Source organism: Porphyromonas bobii (assembly GCF_943169685.1).
Taxonomy (GTDB): Bacteria; Bacteroidota; Bacteroidia; order Bacteroidales; family Porphyromonadaceae; genus Porphyromonas; species Porphyromonas pasteri.
Genome location: NZ_CALPBU010000008.1, coordinates 23,728 through 43,496, shown reverse-complemented (window position 1 = coordinate 43,496; position 19,769 = coordinate 23,728). Strand labels below are relative to the sequence as shown.

Annotated in this window: 13 protein-coding genes and 7 tRNA genes; 5 read left to right on the top strand and 15 right to left on the bottom strand. The window is 58.5% G+C overall.

What is annotated here, in order from left to right; translation table 11 throughout:
• Positions 1-16 precede the first annotated feature (16 nt).
• From KO088_RS07920 to KO088_RS07870, 11 genes are all read right to left on the bottom strand, one after another.
• Positions 17-2,020, bottom strand: coding sequence for a DUF4954 family protein (locus tag KO088_RS07920; protein WP_215494290.1), 2,004 nt, complete (start codon positions 2,018-2,020; stop codon positions 17-19).
• A 380-nt stretch (positions 2,021-2,400) separates the two neighbouring features.
• Complete coding sequence (locus KO088_RS07915; protein WP_215494289.1) at positions 2,401-3,714, bottom strand: cobyrinic acid a,c-diamide synthase CobB; 1,314 nt, start codon at positions 3,712-3,714, stop codon at positions 2,401-2,403.
• A 24-nt stretch (positions 3,715-3,738) separates the two neighbouring features.
• Positions 3,739-4,575, bottom strand: a complete 837-nt coding sequence (ispE, locus tag KO088_RS07910; RefSeq protein WP_251419897.1) for a 4-(cytidine 5'-diphospho)-2-C-methyl-D-erythritol kinase — start codon at positions 4,573-4,575, stop codon at positions 3,739-3,741.
• A gap of 63 nt (positions 4,576-4,638) precedes the next feature.
• Positions 4,639-4,722 (bottom strand) — tRNA-Leu (locus KO088_RS07905).
• Between the two features lie 41 nt (positions 4,723-4,763).
• A tRNA-Leu gene (locus KO088_RS07900) sits at positions 4,764-4,846 on the bottom strand.
• 88 nt (positions 4,847-4,934) lie between these two features.
• Positions 4,935-6,740, bottom strand: coding sequence for a THUMP domain-containing class I SAM-dependent RNA methyltransferase (locus KO088_RS07895; protein WP_215494288.1), 1,806 nt, complete (start codon positions 6,738-6,740; stop codon positions 4,935-4,937).
• A 139-nt stretch (positions 6,741-6,879) separates the two neighbouring features.
• Positions 6,880-6,954, bottom strand: a tRNA-Pro gene (locus tag KO088_RS07890).
• A gap of 66 nt (positions 6,955-7,020) precedes the next feature.
• Positions 7,021-7,097: transfer RNA gene (locus tag KO088_RS07885), tRNA-Asp, on the bottom strand.
• Between the two features lie 67 nt (positions 7,098-7,164).
• A tRNA-Gln gene (locus KO088_RS07880) sits at positions 7,165-7,235 on the bottom strand.
• A gap of 232 nt (positions 7,236-7,467) precedes the next feature.
• Positions 7,468-8,637, bottom strand: coding sequence for an OmpA family protein (locus KO088_RS07875; protein ID WP_251419895.1), 1,170 nt, complete (start codon positions 8,635-8,637; stop codon positions 7,468-7,470).
• A gap of 28 nt (positions 8,638-8,665) precedes the next feature.
• A complete protein-coding gene (locus tag KO088_RS07870; RefSeq protein ID WP_215494287.1) occupies positions 8,666-9,799 on the bottom strand; it encodes an OmpA family protein in 1,134 nt (377 codons plus the stop codon).
• A 232-nt stretch (positions 9,800-10,031) separates the two neighbouring features.
• On the opposite strand from KO088_RS07870, the gene KO088_RS07865 reads away from it, so the two are divergent.
• From KO088_RS07865 to KO088_RS07845, 5 genes are all read left to right on the top strand, one after another.
• Positions 10,032-10,520 (top strand): hypothetical protein, encoded by a 489-nt coding sequence (locus KO088_RS07865; RefSeq protein ID WP_215494286.1) that lies wholly within the window; start codon positions 10,032-10,034, stop codon positions 10,518-10,520.
• A gap of 462 nt (positions 10,521-10,982) precedes the next feature.
• Positions 10,983-12,215 carry a GTPase HflX gene (gene hflX, locus KO088_RS07860; RefSeq protein ID WP_215494285.1) on the top strand — a complete coding sequence of 411 codons (1,233 nt, stop codon included), beginning with the start codon at positions 10,983-10,985 and terminating at the stop codon, positions 12,213-12,215.
• Between the two features lie 27 nt (positions 12,216-12,242).
• The gene (locus tag KO088_RS07855; protein ID WP_215494284.1) at positions 12,243-13,364 is read left to right on the top strand and encodes a ferrochelatase; all 1,122 of its coding nucleotides are present in this window, start codon (positions 12,243-12,245) and stop codon (positions 13,362-13,364) included.
• Between the two features lie 19 nt (positions 13,365-13,383).
• Positions 13,384-15,456, top strand: a complete 2,073-nt coding sequence (locus KO088_RS07850) for an alpha-L-fucosidase (protein ID WP_215494283.1) — start codon at positions 13,384-13,386, stop codon at positions 15,454-15,456.
• A 1-nt stretch (position 15,457) separates the two neighbouring features.
• Positions 15,458-15,958, top strand: coding sequence for a low molecular weight protein-tyrosine-phosphatase (locus KO088_RS07845; protein WP_215494282.1), 501 nt, complete (start codon positions 15,458-15,460; stop codon positions 15,956-15,958).
• A 63-nt stretch (positions 15,959-16,021) separates the two neighbouring features.
• Here the strand turns inward: KO088_RS07845 and KO088_RS07840 are convergent.
• The 4 genes from KO088_RS07840 to KO088_RS07825 all read right to left on the bottom strand — a co-directional run bounded on the left by KO088_RS07840 (position 16,022) and on the right by KO088_RS07825 (position 19,687).
• A tRNA-Arg gene (locus tag KO088_RS07840) sits at positions 16,022-16,098 on the bottom strand.
• Between the two features lie 38 nt (positions 16,099-16,136).
• A tRNA-Arg gene (locus KO088_RS07835) sits at positions 16,137-16,210 on the bottom strand.
• Between the two features lie 890 nt (positions 16,211-17,100).
• Positions 17,101-17,631, bottom strand: coding sequence for a shikimate kinase (locus tag KO088_RS07830; protein WP_215494281.1), 531 nt, complete (start codon positions 17,629-17,631; stop codon positions 17,101-17,103).
• 1 nt (position 17,632) lies between these two features.
• Complete coding sequence (locus KO088_RS07825; protein ID WP_215494280.1) at positions 17,633-19,687, bottom strand: HD family phosphohydrolase; 2,055 nt, start codon at positions 19,685-19,687, stop codon at positions 17,633-17,635.
• Between the last annotated feature and the right edge of the window lie 82 nt (positions 19,688-19,769).

The following is a 19,769-nucleotide window of genomic DNA, read 5'->3' as shown; positions in this document are numbered from 1 at the left end:
TCGTCGTATCGTCTCCTTAGCGCAGCGGTGCGAGGCGACCGAGTAGCTCTTCGCCGAGAGCACTCTTCTCCTCGATATGCTGGAGGATGGACTTCACATAGGTATTGCTGTCGAAGTCGCCACGGACCTCCTCGAAGTCCTGCGCCTGCACACGCTCATCGCCGTCGGCGCCGAAGCCCGTCATCGCCGAGAGGGAGAATTCCTTCTTCGCGTCGGCATAGAGCTCACGGTCCAGCTCGACGACCGAGCTACGCCAGCGCTCGACGAGTTCGGCGATCTGCTCTGCCGTCACCTCCGTAAGGTCAATACCATAGAACTCCTGGATCTTGTCATACGCCCACGTCCATTCGTACTCGTAGTAGTGGAGGTGCAGGTCGGCAAGGCGCTGCTGTAGCTCGCTGATAGCCTCGATGCGGCGCATCTCGATGTCCTCGATGATACGCAAGACCTCGGCCTTCGGTGCGATAAGCCCCGAGAGGTCAACCCAGTCCCCGTGTCCGATGGACGTGCGGGGCTGTAGAGCTTGGCGCACGACTTCGATAGAGGTGCAGTCTATGCCCTCGAGGCGCTTGATGAGGGAGTTGCCGAGGAACTTATGGATCGCCAGCTCGTAGAAGTGGATCCCCTTACGGAGCGAGGAAGCCTTGATCTTCGCACTCTGATAGGAGTAGATCTCGGAGGTCGCCCCAGCCACGCGCCTCAGCTCGGTGAGGATCGTGCGCCCGTTGAGCATCTTCTGGATGGTATAGGGGCTCAGGAGGTTGTAGTTAATCTGGTCAAGGCGGTGCGGGTCGGTGCGGGCATCACGGCGTGGCCACTTCTGCGCATCGCGGATCGTCCCCACGCTCTTGAGGTTGACCCCAGGGATGAGGAAGGTCGTATCGCACGACTCGATGAGGTAGGAGAAGGGGAGGTTCGATAGGTCAGGGTGCGTGGTATGACGCCCCATGACGAGCGAGAAGGCACCGATACGTGCGGGCCAGAGGATGTAGGAGTCGGACGAGGTCTTCGCACCGCGCTCCATAATGCCCTGATGGATGGGCCCGAGCTTGTACATGTGGTTGCTCTGATTCGAGCCCGAGCCAGCGTTCATGAAGGAGAACTGGCTGGCGATAAGCAGCGTGGACTTGTGGTGCGTCACGGTGAAGGGCCCAGCGAAGATCGCACAGGCCTCGCCATTCTCCTCGTGGCAGTTGCTGAAGAAGAGTGAGTCCGAGGCAGAATAGCCATGAGCGAGCGTACACGCCTGCCCGATGAAGCAGCGGGAGAGTGCCGTGCCACTCTGCACACTTGAGCCTGAGGAGATGATGAAGTCCGTACAGATGACGCTGTAGCCAAGGCTGATGGGCGCTTCCTTCACGCTATTGATACTCCCGTTGTATAGGCGGCGCGTACCGACGATGCTGGCGTAGGGGCCGATCTTCACATTCGTGATATTCCCCACATCCGTGATATGCGCGTGGGCGCCGATCGTGCCGTGGGCGGAGCGCAAGCCATCGATATAGCCCCAGATGAGGTGGCGTAGCTCCGAGATGAGCGCAGGGCGGTGGCGGTAGATCGCCATGAAGTAGGCTTCGTGCGCTGAGAGCTGGTCGTAGCTCAGCACCTCACGCCCGCCCGTCTCATTGAGGACGGAGACCTCGACGCCATTGCCGAAGGTCGTCTCGCCATCGACGAGGATGGTATCGACGTTACTGATGAAGGACTCTTCGCCGATGGTATAGTTGGCGATATAGTTATTGACGTGCTCGATGCAGCAGTTGTCGCCGACCTCGACATTGTGTAGGTAGGTGTAGTAGAGTCCTGAGTGCTTTGAGATACCCCCAGGTAGGTCAAAGGTCTTCTCGAAGAGCCCCAGGCGTACCCAGCCCGAGAAGTGCGTATTGAGGATGTAGCGGGGGACGAAGCCTTCCTTGACCCAGACCTGGCTCCAGTCGTCGGCGGAGTTGGCGTGCTCGCGCAGGACGCTGATCTCTTCAGCCGTCAGCGGGCGGTATTCTTTATGAAGTGCGGTGCTCATTGCCTATACATTTATAAAAGTACACCACAAATGTACAGACTTTCCATAAGTAGTCTCCCCAGCATGGCCTATCCCTCCGCGCAAGCTTCCACCACCCGACAAGCTCCCATAGACACACAAACGCCAGTAGCAGCTCTAAGGCCGCTACTGGCGTAGGAATAACGAGGGATCTCCCCCACTCTATCGGAAGTCGCATACACTCCCATTAGAAGAGGTGATATGAACCTATATTGGTCAGCGGGTGAAGCTATATAGGTCCAAGGTATCAACCTATATTGGTTCGCCCGCCGACCAATATAGGTTCACCCACAAAGCAATATTGGTTCGCCCGCCTCCCTTAGAGAAGTAAGCGAAGAGGAGTCGTAAAGGGGATGGAAAGCTTAGGAGAAGAGCGCGAAGGGATCTTGCTCAGCGAAGTAGAGGTGGGTATAGCCCGCCAGCACATTGCCACGGCGATAAAGGAGTGTCGGAGCGACTTCGTCACGTGCCGTGAGCTGCTCGCCGACCGTCTCTTCGCCGACCTCCTGAGGTACGATGGACGAGTAGTGGAACTCATGCCCACGGTATTCACGTCCCCCAAGACGGAGCTTGCGGTAGCCTAAGCGCAGACGCATGCCCTCCATCGTGGCCTCTTGATCCAGCACACCACACATCGGGTAGGCCTTCCCCTCCTCATCACGGATAGCACGACAGAGGTACATCATCCCCCCACATTCGGCTAAGACACGCCCGCCAGCAGCGGCGTAGGCAGCGATAGAGCTACGCGAGCGCTCGGCAGCAGCCAGCTCGCTGAGGTAGAACTCCGGATAGCCACCAGGCAGGTAGAGGAGGTCGCACTCGGGAAGTGCCTCATCCTTGAGCGGGGAGAAGAAGGATACTTCGCCCTGTGCAGCGAGTGCGCGGATATTCTCCTCGTAGATGAAGTTGAACGCTTCGTCACGGGCAACGGCGATCTTACGCCCAGGGGCGGACGTAGGCACTGCTTCCTCCGCAGGGAGTGCGGGGCGAGGGCGCATACAAGCCTCGAGCAGGCGATCCACATCGACGTGCTTCTCGATGAGTGCTGCCACATCTTCGGGGAGTGCATCCAGCTCCTGCAGCTCACGAAGTGAGAGGCCAAGGTGGCGTGATGGTACTTCGAGGAGCTTCGTCTTCGGAATATAGCCGAGGGGAATGACCCCAGCATCTTCGGCAGCCTCACGCAGGAAGCGGTAGTGATTCTCCGAGGCCACGCGATTGAAGACCACTCCGACAACCTCCGTATCCTGACGGAAGTGCTTGAAGCCGTAGAGGAGTGCCCCGACGGAATAGGCAGACGAGCGAGCGTCAACGAGCAGCACCGTCGGGATACCCACGGTCTTGGCGACCTCGGCCGACGAGCCATGCATACGCACATAGCCATCATACAGCCCCATCACCCCCTCGAGGACGACGGCATCAGCCTCCTGCGTGTGGCGTGCATAGACCGCACGCACATGCTCGGGGCTCATCATGAAAAGGTCAAGATTGATAGAGGGGCGACCGCTGGAGAGCTGGTGGAACTTTGGGTCGATATAGTCGGGGCCGCACTTGAAGCTCTGCACGGCGAGGCCACGACGCTTGAGCGCACGCAGTAGGCCGAGCGTGAAGGTCGTCTTGCCACTGCCCGACGAGCCAGCTGCCACGAGGAGCTGGGGAATGGATGTAGAAGTCATAAGGAAGGTCTTGGTGAAGGATCGTTAAAGCTTCCCCTCGTAGAGGAAGTAGTCCGCACGGCGGAGGGAGTCGAGCTGGAGGGGCTGACGTGACAGGGCGTAGAGCGCTGCACCCGAGCCCGTCATTAGGGCAAAGTCTGCGCCCAAGGCATAGAGCTCGTCCTTGATCTCTGAGAGGACGGGATGATGAGGGAAGAGGCTTGGCTCGAAGTCATTGAAGAGGCTGTCACGCCACTCTGCTACGGGGCGAGCAACAAGCTTCTCGATAGGAGTCGCTACGGGCTTGAGCGGAAGAAGGCCACGGAAGGCCTCTGCCGTAGAGATATGGATGGGAGGCTTGACGATGGTGAGGTGATAGCCCTTGAGATCGAGAGCAAGGGGCGTAAGCACTTCGCCGATGCCTCGCCCTACGGCTGGCTGATTGCGCACGAAGATGGGGCAGTCGGCGCCGAGCGTGAGGGCGATGGCCTCCAGCTCCTCGGTAGAGAGGCCGAGCGAGCACAGCTCATTGATAGCAGTTAAGGTAAAGGAAGCGTCCGCTGATCCGCCACCCATGCCCGCTCCCGAGGGGATCTGCTTGGTGAGACAGAGGCGTACTGAGGGGAAGGAGCGCAACTGGCGCAGGGCGCGTACGGCGCGTAGGACGAGGTTGTCCTGCAGGGCTCCCGTCTCTACCCCACCCATGACGATGAGTTCGTCTTCAGCGGCATCAGTGGGCTCGAGCTCCAGCGTGTCGCATAGCGATATAGGGAGAAAGGCAGTCTCCAGTAGGTGATAGCCATCGGAGCGGCGCCCCGTGACGAAGAGCCCAAGATTGAGCTTTGCATTAGGATAGACGATCATCGTAATACGTATCGACATATATGCATAAACGAAGAGACTCCTCAAGAATTACTTCTCGAGGAGTCTCACTCTCTTTCTTTGTACGCGGGATGAGATTTGAACTCACACGCCGTAACCGGCACTACCCCCTCAAAGTAGCGTGTCTACCAATTTCACCACCCGCGTATTTGAAGCTTGCAAACTGAGGACGCTGTGCGTCAAGGCTGTGCCCAGGACAGGAATCGAACCTGCACGTCTTTTGAACACTCGCACCTGAAACGAGCGCGTCTACCAATTCCGCCACCTGGGCTGACCTGTTTGCACTGCAAAGGTACAACAAAATTTGATACTACCAAATGCCAGGCCCAAGTGGTGGCTGCAAACTCCGCTATCAGTAGCTACTCATCGCCACCTCCAGAGAAGGTCTGGATATGCTTAGAGCGCTTATTCCTAATATGTTCACGACCCTCTTCATCGCGGTAGCGGAAGCGATCATTAGGCCACAATCCCCCTTCATTTTTTTTCGCGGGACGGCCTCCTTCACGGCGATCTTCGCGGCGGGGGCGATCTGAGAAGCTCGGACGATCACCATCACGACGGCTACCTTCACGGCGATCTTCGCGGCGGGGGCGATCTGAGAAGCTCGGACGATCACCATCACGACGGCTACCTTCACGGCGATCTTCACGACGTGGACGATCTGAGAAGCTCGGACGATCACCCTCGCGACGGCCTCCTTCACGGCGATCTTCACGACGCGGACGATCTGAGAAGCTCGGGCGATCACCCTCACGGCGGCCTCCTTCGCGACGATCTTCGCGACGTGGGCGATCAGAGAAGCCGGGGCGATCACCATCACGACGGCCTCCTTCGCGACGATCTTCGCGACGTGGGCGATCAGAGAAGCCGGGGCGATCACCATCACGACGGCCTCCTTCGCGACGATCTTCACGACGTGGACGATCGAAGCGACGGGGCTTCTCGGAGCGAGACCCACGCTCACGCTCGGGGCGTGGAGTACGAGGAGCACGCTCCTCTTCGCCTTCGCCACCAGCACGCTTGAAGTCCTCACGCTTACCAGCGAAGAGGGTGTAAGCACGCAGCTCACACTCCAGCGAGCCGTTGAGCATCTTGATGCGGTCGCTGTGGCGCAGACCGATCTTATCGAAGTGCTCGAGCTTGTAGGCCAAGATCCAAGCCGTCGAGCCAGCATAGTTATGCTTGAGGCGCTCGCCGATCATGCGGTAGAGCTCCTCGCCATCGCGCAGACGCAGACGCTCGCCGTAGGGCGGGTTCGTGACGATGAGGGCGGGAGCCTCGGGAGCTGGGCAATCCTGCATAGCACGATGGCTGACGGTGATGAGGTCGGCAAGGCCTGCCGTGCGGACGTTGTGACGTGCTACCTTCACCGCCTCGATGGAGCTATCCGAGCCATAGATATGGTGCTCAAAGGGCTTCAGCTCACGACACTCGGCCTCTACATCAGCGAAGAGAGCGGGATCATAGTCCGCCCAGCGCTGGAAGGCGAAGCTCTTACGGAAGGAGCCTGGGGCGATACCACGGGCGATGAGGGCTGCCTCGATGAGGAGCGTCCCCGAGCCACACATGGGATCGATGAAGTCCGTCTCACCCTGCCAGCCAGCCAGAAGCAGGATACCAGCGGCGAGGACTTCGCTCAGCGGAGCCTCCGTCTGTGCTGCTCTCCAGCCACGCTTGTGCAGGCTCTCACCCGAGCTATCGAGTGCCAGCGTCACCTCGTCGTGCGAGATATGGATATGGAAGAGGCGGTCAGGATTGTCCAGACGCACCATGGGGCGCTTCTCCCCACGCTCAGTGAAGAAGTCGACGAGGGCATCCTTAGCGCGGTAGCCAACGTACTTGCTGTGGGTGAAGGTCTCTGAGTAGACGACGGTGTCGAAGGCAAAGGTGTCGCCAGCCTGCATCCACTCGCTCCAGTCCAGACGCTTGAGCTGACGATAGAGCTCATCGGGGTCATTGGCGCGGAAGGAGGCGATAGGCAGGAGGATACGCAGGGCCGTGCGCAGACGATAGTTCGCACGGTAGAGCACCTTCTTATCCCCTGTGAAGGAGACCATACGGCGCCCCTGCTCGATATCGGTAGCCCCGAGGGCCTCGAGTTCTTGTGCCAAGACAGGCTCCAGGGCCTGCAGTGTCTTGGCGATCATACGTGATTCTTGCTTCATTAGTCTATTGGAGAGAGGGATGGAGGCGACGGCCTCGTAGCGTAAAGGTACGACATCGGCACTGAAGCCCACCCCCTCGGAGATGATATAAACGAAGGAGGTCTGACGTAGTGCTCTACATCAGACCTCCTTACTAGTGTCGGGATACCAGGATTCGAACCTGGGACCCCCTGCTCCCAAAGCAGGTGCGCTAACCGGACTGCGCTACATCCCGAGCTTGGCTTTTCGGAAGAGAAGCTGTGCTCACTCCTCCTCGTGGAGAAGGGGACACAGCTCCTTCTGGCGGTATGGACGGGACTCGAACCCGCGACCCCCTGCGTGACAGGCAGGTATTCTAACCAGCTGAACTACCACACCGTACTTGGCCGTTTGCCTTTTGATGGTGCAAAGATACATATTTCTCATCACACTACCAAGAGGCTTGTTGTCTCGCAAGGATTCGAACCTTGACAAACAGAACCAAAACCTGTTGTGCTACCATTACACCACGAGACAGCCTAATCACTCGCCCACCCCAGCAGGGGCGGAGAATGCGGTGCAAAGATAAGACATTGCCCCCAACTAAGCAAGCAGGCAGCGAAGAAGGCACTGCCGACTCCCCCACCCCAGAGGGTCACTCCCCACGGATCGACATAAAAGAGCCCGCCCTCGGCGACACTGTGGTCAGCCGAGGGCGGGCGTTGGGTGGTGAGCGACAGGGCTCACCTTAGGGAGCTATGAGCGAGGATTACTCAGCGCTCATGAGGACGATACGGTTCCAAACGTTTTCGTTGTAAGGCTGTACCGTGTCACCCTTCCAGTCGATCTTCAGACGATCGCGAGAGATGCCGTACTTCTTGACGAGGATGTCAGCGACAGCTTCTGCACGACGCTTAGAGAGAGCGAGGTTGTAAGCAGGGTTACCAGTCTGGCGGTCAGCATAACCAACGAGCGTGATCGTCTCGGTGTTGCTCTTAGCGTATTCGGCGATATTGTAGACGTTGACCATCTGGTTCTTGTCGACGACAGCGCTGTTGATACGGAAGTAGATCACGTTACCGATGACCTTAGAGTCAGCTACGGGGACTTCTACGTCAGGGCAGTTGACAGGGCGCTTAGCGAGCTCAGCGTTTTCAGCGCGCAGGGCGTTGATCTGGCCGTTGAGGTCAGCGATGAGCGCGGGATCGTTAGGCGTGATAGCTTCGAATTCCTTGCGACCGAGGTGGAAGGTGAGCGAAGCACCAGCCTGAGCGATGAAGCTGGCGTTGCTGAAGTTTTCGCTTGCCGTACCAGCTACACGAGCTTCACCCGCAGAGGGGAGACGCAGGTCGGTAGCCGTGACCTTACCTTCGAGGTTGAAGTCTACGAAGCGAGCGAGGCGGAACTTCAGCTGAAGACCAGCGTCAGCCTGAGGACCGAAGCGGTGGCTGTCATCCTTGACACCAAGGAGTTCCGCCTGATGCTTGTAACCCACACCAACCCCTACGAAGGGAATGAGGTGGAAGAAGCGATCCTCCTTGTAAGGAGCGAAGTAGTTGATGACGTCAAGCATGAAGTCATACTGAGCGGAGCCGTAGATGACGTCAGTGCGAAGGTGTGGACCACCAGGGACAGGGTTCGAGATGTAGTCGTAGAGCTTACCACCCTGGAGCTGGAGGCGCATCCCGAAGGCGGGAGTTACCCAGCGACCGATAGCGAGGTTAGGGTTGATGAAGCTAACGCGATCGCCGAACTTGACGTCGTAGTTGTAACCGCCGAGGCTGAGGGTAGCAGCGTCCCCGAGTTCGAGGAACCAGTGTGCAGCACCATCCTTGACGAAGGCAGTCTTGTGAGAAGGCTGCTGAGCGGGCTCCTGAGCCTGCAGGGCACTCGTGGCTGCAAGAGCGCAGAGTGCAAGCGTCATTATTTTCGTCTTCATTAGAATTGAATGTCTTGACTAGAGGTGATTACTTAGAGCGAATGATCACAACGCGGTTCCAGGCCTGCTGGTCAGCGCTATAAGGAGCTTCACCAGCATCCTTCCATTCGACGGTGATCTTATCAGCTGATACGCCGTACTGCTCCGTCAGGAGAGTAGCGACAGCCTTAGCACGCTTTTCGGCCAGACCTGCGAAGCGGCTTTCGTTCTTAGCTACATAACCCGTGACGACGAGTTCACCTTCGCCCTTGTTGACGAATTCAGCAGCGTCGAAGACGGTGATGAGCTGATCCTTGCTAACAACAGACTGACCCTGTGCGAAGAGGATAGACTTATCAGCTACGAAGCGGTCGTTAGCGGCGGGAGCTGCGACTTCCAGGTCGGGGCACTTTTCGGGGCGCTTAGCGAGCTCAGCGTTCTCAGCACGAAGTGCGTTGATCTGAGACTGCAGGCCATCGATGTAAGCCTGATCGAGGGGCTCAACAGGAGCGAAGCCCTGACGACCAACGTTGAAGGTCAGACCTGCGACAGCAGACAGACGGAGCGAGTTGGAGAAGTCAGGAGCGTAAGACTTACGGATGTGGAAGCCGTTGTACGTAGCTTCACCCTCGACGAAGATGTTGACGCGGGGAGCGACGTGGAAGGACAGCTGGAGACCACCATTAGCCGTAGCAGCGTGCGTGTTGGGCAGACCTGCTACCGTGTGGTTGAACTTGTACTCATAGCCTACCCCTACGTAAGGAATGATGTGGAATACGCGGTTGGGGTTGTAGGTAGAGAAGAAGTTCACTACATCGAACATGAAGTCATAGTGACCACCGACGAAGTAGTTGTCGTTGCGAAGCGCAGAGTTGAGCTTGCTGTAGGTGTAAGCTTCACCACCGACGACCTTCAGACGGGTAGCATAGTAAGGGTTGTGCCACTTACCGAGAGAGAGGGCTGCCGTCCAAGAGAGACGGTCGGTGAACTTGGGCGTGTTATTTCCTTCGAGGAACATGGCGCCTACACCACCGGCGAGCGAGATGAAGTAGTTAGCTCCGGGCTCGTGAGCGAAAGCTACACGGTGAGCGGGAGCTTCGATCGTTGTGGGCTGCGAGGTCTGAGCCTGTGCGGCCAGGGAAGAGATCCCTGCTAAGACCAGCAGCGAGTACTTGAGATTCATAATTTAACTATACTATTAAGCGAGTTAGCGTACATAGGGACGATGCAAAGTTAACCGATTTTCTCTATCGTGGTACTCCCGCAGGTCTCGCGCTCTACTTTTTTACAATTCACACTATCGCCCACTATATGCAATTCCCTTATAATCAAGCGTTAGAAGAGTAGTCACTCGGGCATTCGCTTGCGGTGCCCTATCTTTGCAACCACAGACAATACATAATAGTAAACCACAGATGAAGCGATTCACCACTCTTTTACTCCTCGCCTTCGGGGCGATTCTCGGCCTCACGGCCTGCTCCTCAGAGCCTGAAACGGATGCCCTCACTGGCACGGTGTGGACTATCCCCAACCTCACGACCACCTCGGGTGGCACCACGACGACGATCGACGTCACCATCTCCTTCATCCGCAAGGGTCAGGCCTCGATCGAGGTCGGCTATGGTAAGTTCACCCAGAACATCCAGGATGGGGGCTCTCAGACCAAGAAGCGCGAGCTCTCGGCTACGATGTCTACGAGCTACGTCTACCGCAATGGTGTCGTCCACCTCAACCGCCCTACCTACACCTCCGACGTAGCGCGCAGCATCAAGGGCACCGAGGTCGAGACCATCATCAACCGCCTCGAGGCCGACGCTGCCGTCGATATCCAGGCTGGCACGATGACCTTCAACCCCACGGACAACGCTAAGCGCTTCACCGCTCACCTCAAGTCGAAGAAGTAAACGTCTCCCACTCCACCCTATCACAGCGCCCGCACCGAGTCAATGGCTCGGTGCGGGCGCTGTCCGTTTCACTACAAGCATTCGCTCGAAGAGCCGGAGCAAAAGCTCCCAAGCTGTAGTGCTATTGCTCCCAAACAAGCGAGCTATTCCTTGGTCTACGTACGTGGATCTAAGGTCTACGCACGATGATCCTATGGACTACGTACGTAGATGATAAGACCAGGTACGTGGATCAAACTATTGCCAATGATTTGGCACGTTTTTCTCACCTCAGGCCGCCCTTTTTCTTGCGCTAACGAAGGATCTTTCTTGTGGAGGGAAGCACACACGCTTCACGAGGTGTCGCCCGCATAGAGCAGGGAGTAAAGAACGAGCGGTCGTAGAGCGCCCAGCACCGAGCTTTCGGTCACGGCGATGTAGCGCTGGGCGAACTCCTTATATATTATCGTATTTTTGTAGAGTATGAGAGAGTTTATCATCACTGAAGCCAAGAGCGAGGAAGCGGTCCTCGTCGGGCTCATCACTAAGAACCAAAACGAGGAGCAGGCACGCGAATATCTCGACGAGCTGGACTTCCTCTCCTCCACAGCTGGTGTGCGAGCCGTACGTCGCTTCACCCAGCGCCTCGATCAGCCCCACTCCGTCACCTTCGTCGGTAAGGGTAAGCTGGAGGAAATCCGCCTCTTCGTCGAGGAGAATGAGATCGGTATCGTGATCTTCGACGACGAGCTCAGCCCCAAGCAGCTTCGCAACATTGAGCAGGCTCTGAAGGTCAAGATCCTTGACCGCACCAGCCTCATCCTCGATATCTTTGCCTCCCGAGCTACCACGGCCTACGCTAAGACGCAGGTCGAGCTGGCTCAGTATCGCTATATGCTCCCCCGACTGACCCGCCTGTGGACGCACCTCGAGCGCCAGCGTGGGGGTGTGGGGATGCGTGGTCCTGGGGAGACGCAGCTCGAGACCGACCGCCGTATTATCCAAGACCGTATCGCCCACCTCAAGGCCGAGCTAAAAGTCATCGATCGCCAGATGTCGATGCAGCGCAAGAACCGTGGCAAGCTCGTACGCGTCGCCCTCGTCGGCTATACCAACGTAGGGAAGTCCACGCTGATGAACGTGCTGTCGAAGAGCGAGGTCTTCGCTGAGAATAAGCTCTTCGCTACGCTCGACACGACCGTCCGCAAGGTCATCGTCCACAACCTCCCCTTCCTCCTCTCCGACACCGTGGGCTTCATCCGCAAGCTTCCCACGGAGCTCATCGAGTCCTTCAAGAGCACGCTCGACGAGGTGCGTGAGGCGGACATCCTCCTACACGTGGTGGACATCGCCCACCCCAACTTCGAGGAGCATATCGAGGTCGTCTCCTCGACGCTGCGAGAGATCAACGCAGGCATCGACCAGCCGACGATCCTCGTCTTCAATAAGATCGATGCCTTCACCTTCGAGGAGCGTGATGCCGACGACCTCGGCGAGCGCACCCGTCGCAATATCAGCCGCGAAGAGCTCCAGCAGACGTGGATGGCGAAGCTCGGTGAGCAGGGCTGCTGCTTCATCTCCGCCCGCACAGGCGAGGGGATCGAAGAGCTGAAGCAGCTCCTCTACGACCGCGCCCGTGAGATCCACGTGCAGCGCTTCCCCTACAACGACTTCCTCTTTCAGGATTACACTCTGGCCGAAGGCGATGAAGCATAGTACGTCTTTCCCCTCAGCCCCCAAGAGATGAGGACGACACGCCCCTGCCTCTTCGGGGCGGAGTTCCCCGCTGGGCGCGCCACGCTCCTCCTGAACTTAGGTTCCCCCAACTCCCCGTCCGTCCCTGACGTGCGCGACTACTTGCGCACCTTCCTCATGGACCGCCGCATCATCGGGATCAGCTATCCGCTGCGCTACTTCCTCGTCCATCACCTCGTCGTGCCCCGTCGCGCTCCGAAGTCCGCTGCGCACTACCGCACGATATGGGATGCCGATGCGCAGAACTTCCCACTCATCTCCCACTCCGCCTCGATAGCCCAGCAGCTCGCCGAGCTACGCCGTGAGCCCGTGGCAGTAGGGATGCGCTATGGCCACCCTGGTACGGGCGAAGCCTTAGAGGCCTTGGCCGCCCTCCCCGACATCGAGGAGATCGTCATCGTCCCACTCTACCCCCACTATGCGCGCAGCAGCTATGAGACCGCCGTGGCCTTCGCCCTTGAGGAGATCCGTCGCCTCGGTCTGCGCCCTATGCGCCTGCGTCTGCAAGCTCCCTTCTACGGGGAGACGGCCTACCGTACGGCCTTAGCCGATAGCGTCCGCGAGTATCTCTCGGAGCCCTTCGACCGCCTCATCATCTCGATGCACGGCATACCACTCTCTCACATCCCGAAGGCGTGCCGTGAGCACAACGGCCACTCCGCCCACTGCGCTGACCGCCGCACTTGGCATGAGCGCCACGGCGAGGAGGACTGCTACCGCCTGCAGTGCGAGGAGACCAGACGCTACCTCGCTGAGGACCTCGGCCTTGAGCCTGAGCGCGTCGAGCTGGTCTATCAGTCCCGCTTGGGCTTCCACGACTGGCTCCAGCCGTATATGGCACGCCGTGTGAAGGAGTTCGCCCGCGAAGGAGCCGAGCGCATCGCCGTGGTCTGTCCCGGCTTCGTCTGCGACTGCCTGGAGACGATCCAGGAGATCGACGATCAGGGCCGTGCGGACTTCCTCGAGGCAGGAGGCAAGAGCTTCACCTACATCCCCTGCCTCAATAGCAGTACGGCCTTCGTCACGGCCCTCAGCACCCTACTTGACAAGACGATAGCTGAGCCCTCGGCACTCCTCAGTGCAGAGAATCAGCGCAAATACAAATACTAATCCACCCATCCTACCCTTTATGAAGAAGCTAACCGCTGGGATCGCATCGCTACTCCTCGCCCTCAGCCTCCCCATTGGGGGCACGGCACAGAGCAAAGCACCCGCCCCAGTCCACCCCGTCCCTACACGCGCCCAGATCGAGTGGCAGGAGCTGGAGACTTACGCCTTCGTGCACTTCGGCCTCAACACCTTCAACGACCTCGAGTGGGGCTATGGCAACACCCCCGCTAAGACCTTCGCCCCCGAGCGCCTCGACACCGAGCAGTGGGTACGCACGCTCAAGCGCGCCGGCATGAAGGGGGTCATCCTCACCGCCAAGCACCACGACGGCTTCTGCCTCTGGCCCACGAAGACCACCGAGTACTCGGTGAAGAACAGCCCTTGGAAGGATGGGCAGGGCGACCTCGTCCGCGAGCTCAGCGAGTCGTGCCGCAAGCACGGCCTGCTCTTCGGTCTCTACCTCTCCCCATGGGACCGCAATAGCCAGTACTACGGTCAGCCCGAGTATCAGAAGATCTTCCACGAGCAGATCAAGGAGCTCACGACGCAGTATGGCAAGCTCTTCGAATACTGGTTCGACGGCGCCAACGGCGGTAACGGCTGGTACGGCGGCGCAGACTCCACGCGTCAGATCGACCCCAAGAGCTACTACCGCTATGAGGCCGCCTCGAAGATGCTCCGTAAGAACAATAAGGACATCATGATCTTCGGCGGTACCGTGCCCACGATCCGCTGGATCGGCAACGAGCAGGGCTGGGCTGGCGAGACCAACTGGGCCATGTACGACGAGGACAAGGCTAAGCACTACAGCGAAGCTCAGTGGGGTATGGAGGACGCTAAGCAGTGGCTCCCTGGCGAAGTCGACGTGAGCATCCGCCCAGGATGGTTCTACCACCCCCGCGAAGACCATCAGGTCCGCTCCGTGGCTAACCTCGTCCGCCTCTACTACCAGAGCGTCGGACGCAATGCCAATCTCCTCCTGAACTGCCCCATCGACCTACACGGCCGCATCCCCGCCGAGGACTCTACGCGCCTCATCGCTTGGCACGACCATCTGAAGGAGGCCTTCCGTGACAACAAGCTCCGTGGCGTCGCTGTCACCGCATCGAACCTCCGTAGCGGTGATAAGAAGTTCGCCCCCGACCTCTCCAACGACGGCAAGACGAAGACCTACTGGGCTATGGCTGACGGCGTGACGAGCGGCTACCTCTTCTACCGCTTCTCTCGCCCCACGCGCCTCAATACCCTTGTCCTGCAGGAGTACATCGCCCTCGGACAGCGTGTCAAGCGCTTCCGCATCGAGACGGAGACGAGCCCTGGTGTCTTCGAGCCCGTAGCGACCTCCGATAGCCTGACGACCATCGGCTACAAGCGTATCATCCGCTTCGCTCCCGTAGAGACGAAGAGCCTGCGCGTCACCTTCGAGGAGGCACGTGGCCCCGTCTGTATCGCCGAGATCGCAGCTTACCTCACCCCCGAGGTGCTCGAGGCTCCCACGATCCGTCGTGACGAGAGCGACCAGGTGCACATCACCTCCGTCACCCCCGACGTCGTCATCGAGTACGCTATCGAGGATGCCAAGACCAAGCACCCCAAGGGCTGGCAGCGCTATAAGGGTCCCTTCACCCTCAGCGATGACCACGCTACGATCCGCGCCCGCGTCTCCACGTCGACCAATAAGGATCGCCCCGAGACGACCAAGCGCCTCGGCTTCGCTGCCTCACAGATCCAGACACCTTCGCTGGGCGCCGATGACCGCAAGGCACTGCTCGACGGCAACGGCTACACGACGGTCACGCTCGAAGCTGGGCAGACTTCACTCGAGCTGCTCTTCGAGGACGCACGTCCCATCCAGAAGCTCATCTACACGCCTTCGCAGCAGCGTGATGCCTCGGGCCACGTGCGCTCCTACAGCATCTACGTCGACGGGCAGAAGGTCGCTTCGGGCAACTTCGACAACATCCAGAATAACCCCATCCCCCAGGAAGTCCTGCTCCCCGCAGGTACCTCGGGCTCACGCATCCGCTTCGTCGCTGAGGCGATCGTCGGTCAGGGTGGGCGCGTCACCCTCGGCGACCTAAGCATCGAGTAGTATGCCCCACGTGAGTCCACAGCCCTCCCGCCCTGTACGCGTCCTCTTCGTCTGCCTCGGCAACATCTGCCGCAGCCCATCAGCCGAAGGACTCTTCCGCCACTACGTAGCGAGTCAGGGCGCCGAAGGCGACTACGAGATCGACTCCGCGGGTCTCATCGCTCACCACGAAGGCGAGCTCCCCGACGGACGTATGCGTGCCCACGCCGCCCGTCGGGGCTACTCCCTCGAGAGTCGCTCCCGCCCCATCACCTACGAGGACTTCTTCCACTTCGACTATATCATCGGTATGGACGAAGCGAATCGCTCTCGTCTCTTGGAGCTGGCGCCCACCGAAGAGCTGGCACGCAAGGTCAGCCTCCTCCCCGAGTGGAGCGAGCGTAGCCCACGCGACCACGTCCCCGATCCCTACTACGGTGGGGCAGAAGGCTTCGAGCACGTCCTCGACCTACTGGAGATCTGCCTGCCCGACCTATACGAAAAGACCCGCCCCACCGCATAGGTGGAGCGGGCCTACAAAGCGAAAGCGCCGTACTACCTCGTGGTAGTACGGCGCTTCTTCTTGTGGTGACCCCGACAGGATTCAAACCTGTAACCTTCTGATCCGTAGTCAGATGCTCTATTCAGTTGAGCTACGGAGCCATTCCGTCCTTTAGTAGTATTGCCTCATCTCTCCGTTGTGACCCCGACAGGATTCAAACCTGTAACCTTCTGATCCGTAGTCAGATGCTCTATTCAGTTGAGCTACGGAGCCATTCACTTCTCGAGAGGACTCTCTAAAGATTTCGCTTGCAAAGATACACCTAATTTCCGTTTCCACCAAACGAATCTGCAGAAAACGACAAGACAACTGCATCAGAAGCCGAGGGTAGATCGAGGAAGTGGCTACCAGCCGTAAGCGATTCCTATGGCAAGATGCCACACTCTGGAGAGCACCTTTGTCCTCACGCTCAATGCGCTCACAGCGATAGGTGAGGCGGGTATTTATAGCACCTCACAGATGAAGTACTATAGGGAGGTGGCCGAAACCAATACTCGTCTACGCTCAAACGACTATTGGTGTGGGGTGCAAACCAATAGTGGTTCACGAGTCAACCACTATAGGTTCGTAGTAGTAACCTATAGTGGTCAGCGCGTCGACCAATACTGGTCGCCCCACTGACCTATATTGGGTGGTTGCTCCGCGTAGGTATAAAAGTTGTGGACGAGTGGCAGATAAGTTTGGACTACGTACGTGGATCTAATAGCTACGTGCGTGGATATTTGGATTGAGGTGCCTGGTCTTAAAGACTACGTGCATAGATAGAAGAATACCACTACGGGAAGGCGCTTTTTTCTTCACGAGAACGATACTTTTCCCTCCGCTGGATAAGAGGAATACTTGCGATAAGGCGAAGGGCTTGCGTGTCACTTCGGAGAGGTGTATCGGGGAGCTGAGCGTGCGATGCCTTAGCACGCTAAATAGAGGACAGGACTCTCCCGCAACAATCTCCTATAGTGCTTTGCCTGCGAACAACTATTGCTTCTACCCCACTACCCTACGACCCGCTACCAGAGCGAAGCGCAGAAGGGAGCCGACAAATAAGCACGCCCCACCGACAGACAAGTGCTGTCGGTGGGGCGTAGCTGTATGCTTATGCGAGCTTAGCGTGCGAGTTCCTTCGCCAGCTCGAGGGCAAAGAGTTGCTCCTTCTGCGGCGTGTCCACGTGGTCGATCTCGCAGATACGGTGCGCACGGCTATAGATAGGCTCGCGCACAGCGAGGGTGTCCTGCACGAAGGCAAGGAGCTCTTCCCCACTCTTATCGCGTATCGTCGGGCGTGTGCGCTTGCACAGCTCGAGGCGCGCCGTGAGGATGGGCGTAGAGCAGCGCAGGTAGATGACGTGCCCCGCCTCCAGTAGGTGATCCATCGTGTCGGTATAGCACGGTAGCCCGCCTCCCGTAGCGAAGACGGTATCGGGCATACTCATCAGCTCCTCGATAGCCATACGCTCACGACGACGGAAGACCGCTTCGCCGTGCTCGGCGAACATATCCGTGATGCGCTGGCGGAAGCGCGTCTCGACGAAGACATCCGTATCGATGAAGCGCCGCCCGAGGGCTTCGGCCAGATGGCGTCCGATGGTACTCTTACCCGAGCCCATGAAGCCGACGAGGAAGATGGGGGCGTGCATGCTACTTCTTGTCGGGGTAAGCGATGCGCGCGTGATACATCGTCTTGAGCTTGAGGTAGAAGACTTCCTTGATCTCCTGTATATCGTGGAAGGTGAGCGGCGTATCGTTCAGCAGCCCTTCGGCGACGATACCATCGACGATCTTAGCGATGAGACTGCGGATGCCCTCCTCGGTGTACTCGCCGAGACTGCGGCTGGCGGCCTCTACACTGTCGGCGAGCATAAGGATCCCCTGCTCCTTGGTGTAGGGGTTAGGCCCGGGATAGGTGAAGGGCTCTGGGTCGACGACCTCGTCGGGATGCTCGTTCGAATACGAATTGTAGAAGTAGCGTGTGGTGCTGCGCCCGTGGTGCGTGCGGATGAACTCAATGACGGGATCGGGCAGGCTGTGCTTCTGCGCCAGCGTGATCCCGTCGAGGACGTGACGGATGATGGCGCGCGCACTCTCGTGGTAGGTGAGGTACTTGTGGGGATTGTTCGCAGCCGAATTCTCCGTGAAGAACTCAGGGTGGAGCATCTTCCCGATATCGTGGTAGAGCGCCCCTGTACGGATGAGCTGGGCATCTGCACCGATCTTCGTAGCTGCAGCCGTAGCGAGGATAGAGACTTGGTACGAGTGCTGGAAGGTCCCTGGTGCGATCTCCGACAGCTCCTGCAGCAGCGGCATATTCGTATCACTCAGCTCGACCAGACGCACGCTCGACACATAGCCGAAGATACGCTCGACGATGAAGGCGAAGATATAGGAGAACATCAGGAAGATGAGGTTCACTCCGTAGAGGAAGAGCTGGATCCAGTAGCCGCGTGAGATAGCTCCTTCGTGCCCCCACTCGACGATCATCGAGGCGCCGATATAGACGAGGAAGACGAGGAAGGCGGCACGTATGATCTGCCCGCGCGACGTCAAGCTCTGCAGTGAGAAGAGCGCCGTGAAGCCCGCCGAGAGCTGGATGAAGATGAAGGACAGCGGCTCCGAAGGCACGAAGTACGCTGAGGCAAGGATCGTGAAGAGATAGGTATTCAGCGCCAGATGGCTCCCGAAGAACGCACGCAGCAGGATGAGAAGCATCACATACGGGATCACCTGGATGGGGAAGAACTCCGTGCGGGCCTGCAGCTCCGTCATCGCGACGAAGGCAAAGAGCAGCGTAAGGAGCAGCACAAGATTGCGCGGCTGCTGGAGGAAGGGCTGGCAGAAGAGGATGATATAGACGCCGAGGATCGAGAAGAGCAGTAGCAGATAGAGGAAGAGCCCGACGTTGATGATCGAGGCAGTATCTCCGCCGAGGCGATTGACCTGCTCGATGTTGTACGAGCGCAGGATATTATAGATATGTGGCGTGACGATCTCCCCACGGTCGATGATACGCTCACCCTGCTGCACCATCCCCGTAGAGGCCGAGAGACTGGACAAGGCATCATCCAGCACCTTCGCCGTGTACTCCTTGTCGTAGCGCACGTTGTCCTCGAGGTAAGAGGCGACGCTGAGCTTCTGCAGCTCCGAGCGCTGCAGCCCCGCCTTCTCCGCATGAGCGAAGATCATATCATACACTTCCTTCAGGCTATAGAAGGTCGTGATAGGCGTACGCGAGAGCACATTGTCCGCTCCGAGTAGGTTGATCTCCAGATGCCCCTCATCCTTGAGCGAAGAGAGTGCCGTAGCCTGCATCATCCCTCGCGTGTAGTACTGACGCAGCTCTTCCTTGAGGAAGTTGTAGTACTCGCGTGGCAGCGTCTTGCTGAAGCTCCGCTCGTAGTCGTCGTGTAGCTGATTGAGCTTGCGAGGCAGGAGCTCGGAGTTGTACGTATAGACGGGCAGCGTCTCCTGACGGATGCTGTCCTGCTCCATACGCAGCTGCTCGGCGGACTTGTAGATGGGGAAGTCGTACGGCGCCGTGATGAGGTCGTACGACCAAGGCTTACCTTCGCTGAAGGCATACTGGAAGCTCCTATTGCGGGGCGCCAGGAGCATGATGACGAAGGCCAGGAGAGCGAAGGCCAAGAGCACACGGAACGCCTGCCCTTGGACGATCTTTTTGATGGAGAATGAGAACATATCTGCTAAAGGGTTGCTTCACACAAAGATAACGAAAAGCGCCCGAGAGCGCTACGCTACAGGCCTCCCCAGCCCCCCGCGT

Excerpts from the sequence above, each read along its gene's own strand:
- KO088_RS07920 (WP_215494290.1), bottom strand. The coding sequence starts at position 2,020 with ATGAGCACCGCACTTCATAAAGAATACCGCCCGCTGACGGCTGAAGAG.
- KO088_RS07915 (WP_215494289.1), bottom strand. The coding sequence starts at position 3,714 with ATGACTTCTACATCCATTCCCCAGCTCCTCGTGGCAGCTGGCTCGTCG.
- ispE (WP_251419897.1), bottom strand. The coding sequence starts at position 4,575 with ATGTCGATACGTATTACGATGATCGTCTATCCTAATGCAAAGCTCAAT.
- KO088_RS07895 (WP_215494288.1), bottom strand. The coding sequence starts at position 6,740 with ATGAAGCAAGAATCACGTATGATCGCCAAGACACTGCAGGCCCTGGAG.
- KO088_RS07875 (WP_251419895.1), bottom strand. The coding sequence starts at position 8,637 with ATGAAGACGAAAATAATGACGCTTGCACTCTGCGCTCTTGCAGCCACG.
- KO088_RS07870 (WP_215494287.1), bottom strand. The coding sequence starts at position 9,799 with ATGAATCTCAAGTACTCGCTGCTGGTCTTAGCAGGGATCTCTTCCCTG.
- KO088_RS07865 (WP_215494286.1), top strand. The coding sequence starts at position 10,032 with ATGAAGCGATTCACCACTCTTTTACTCCTCGCCTTCGGGGCGATTCTC.
- hflX (WP_215494285.1), top strand. The coding sequence starts at position 10,983 with ATGAGAGAGTTTATCATCACTGAAGCCAAGAGCGAGGAAGCGGTCCTC.
- KO088_RS07855 (WP_215494284.1), top strand. The coding sequence starts at position 12,243 with ATGAGGACGACACGCCCCTGCCTCTTCGGGGCGGAGTTCCCCGCTGGG.
- KO088_RS07850 (WP_215494283.1), top strand. The coding sequence starts at position 13,384 with ATGAAGAAGCTAACCGCTGGGATCGCATCGCTACTCCTCGCCCTCAGC.
- KO088_RS07845 (WP_215494282.1), top strand. The coding sequence starts at position 15,458 with ATGCCCCACGTGAGTCCACAGCCCTCCCGCCCTGTACGCGTCCTCTTC.
- KO088_RS07830 (WP_215494281.1), bottom strand. The coding sequence starts at position 17,631 with ATGCACGCCCCCATCTTCCTCGTCGGCTTCATGGGCTCGGGTAAGAGT.
- KO088_RS07825 (WP_215494280.1), bottom strand. The coding sequence starts at position 19,687 with ATGTTCTCATTCTCCATCAAAAAGATCGTCCAAGGGCAGGCGTTCCGT.